Source organism: Kitasatospora sp. NPDC093558 (assembly GCF_040683475.1).
GTDB lineage: Bacteria > Actinomycetota > Actinomycetes > Streptomycetales > Streptomycetaceae > Kitasatospora.
Window position 1 is genome coordinate 1 of record NZ_JBFBDY010001152.1, and the last position, 1,444, is coordinate 1,444.

A 1,444-nucleotide genomic window follows, 5' to 3' on the forward strand; every position below is an offset into this window, starting at 1 on the left:
CGCGATGACCGGGCCGGCGGCGGTGCCCACCTGCCAGGCGGCCCTCGGCTACCTCCTGGCCGGCAGCCCGGTGGGACAGAAGCTCAGCGCCGCCCAACTCTCCGCCGCGCTCGCGGACTTGAACGGATTCGTGGCCTCCCGGGCGCAGTGACCCGACGCGACTTCCCCTAACCGCCGCGCCCGGATGGAACGGGTATATGCCGGGCGCGCCCCGAGCATTGACGGGCAATCAGCCAGGATGCATCGTGTTCCCCAGTCCGTTCATTTCAGCTCGCTCAGCGGAGGTGTCCGGGGATGGGGATGCGCAAGCGCGGCAGGGTCGCCGGGGCGGTGTCGGCCGGGCTGATGCTCGTCGGCGCGGCGGGGGTGCAGTTCATCGGCGCGGGGACGGCGCAGGCCATGCCGCCGTGCTACCGGCAGTGGACCGGGAGCAGCGGGTCGACGATGTGTCCCACCTACGACGTGTCGCGGGTGGTCATCAGCTGCGTGAACGCCGGCGTGGCGTACACCGTCGAGGGGCCGTGGGTGAACCGGGGCGACTTCTCGTTCGCGCGCTGCAACAGCGGTGACGGGCTGCAGCAGGCGACCAACCCGCCGAGCGTGTGGTGGGAAGAGGGCTGAGCCGCCGACGGAGCCGCGGTGCGCGCGGGCCGGGCAGCGTTGCGCGCACCGCACCGGCGGGGGTAGTCAACTGTTGTCAATTTCATCAGTATTCCTCAATAATTCGGGTATTTCGGCCATTTGTCGGTGGTGGGCGGTATGGTCGCCTGGTGATCGTGACGCAGGCGTACCGCTTTGCGCTCGACCCGACTGAGCGTCAGGTCGTCGCGTTGCTGCGGCATGCCGGTGCGGTACGGGTGGCCTACAACTGGGCGCTCGCGCGGGTCAAGGCGAACCTGTCCCAGCGGGAGGCGGAGAGGTCCTATGGCGTCGAGGACCTGACGCCTGCGTTCGGCTGGTCGATGTACTCCCTGCGCAAGGCGTGGAACCAGGCCAAGAACGACGTCGCACCATGGTGGGCGCAGTGCTCCAAGGAGGCGTACGCCACCGGCCTGGACCAGCTCGCCACGGGGCTGAAGAACTGGTCCGACTCGAAGAAGGGCAGGCGCAAGGGCCGCCCGGTGGGCTTCCCGCGCTTCAAGGCGAAGAACAAGGCCGTCAAGTCCTGCCGGTTCACCACCGGCGCCATCCGCCTGGACGGACGCACACACGTCGTGCTGCCCGTCCTCGGCCGGATCAAGACGCACGAGTCCACCCGCAAACTGGCCCGCAGGATCGAGGCCGGAACCGCGCGGATCAAGTCCGCGACCGTGCGCCTGGACGCCGGGCGCTGGTACGTCGCGTTCTCGGTCGAGGTCGAGCGCCCCGATGCGGCACCGGCGCGGCCGGATGCGGTGATCGGCGTCGACCTCGGCGTGAAGACCCTCGCCGTGTTCTCCGACGG

At 69.7% G+C, this 1,444-nt stretch carries 2 protein-coding genes; both read left to right on the forward strand.

Features of this window, described 5'->3' with window-relative positions:
• Window positions 1–294 precede the first annotated feature (294 nt).
• Window positions 295–621, forward strand: a complete 327-nt coding sequence (locus tag AB0O00_RS39300) for a hypothetical protein (protein WP_363659463.1) — start codon at window positions 295–297, stop codon at window positions 619–621.
• A gap of 149 nt (window positions 622–770) precedes the next feature.
• Window positions 771–1,444: helix-turn-helix domain-containing protein (locus AB0O00_RS39305; protein WP_363659464.1), on the forward strand; the 674-nt coding region annotated here is incomplete at its 3' end.

Bases quoted from the DNA above. Each gene is read 5' to 3' on its own strand.
- AB0O00_RS39300 (WP_363659463.1), top strand. From the start codon at position 295: ATGGGGATGCGCAAGCGCGGCAGGGTCGCCGGGGCGGTGTCGGCCGGG.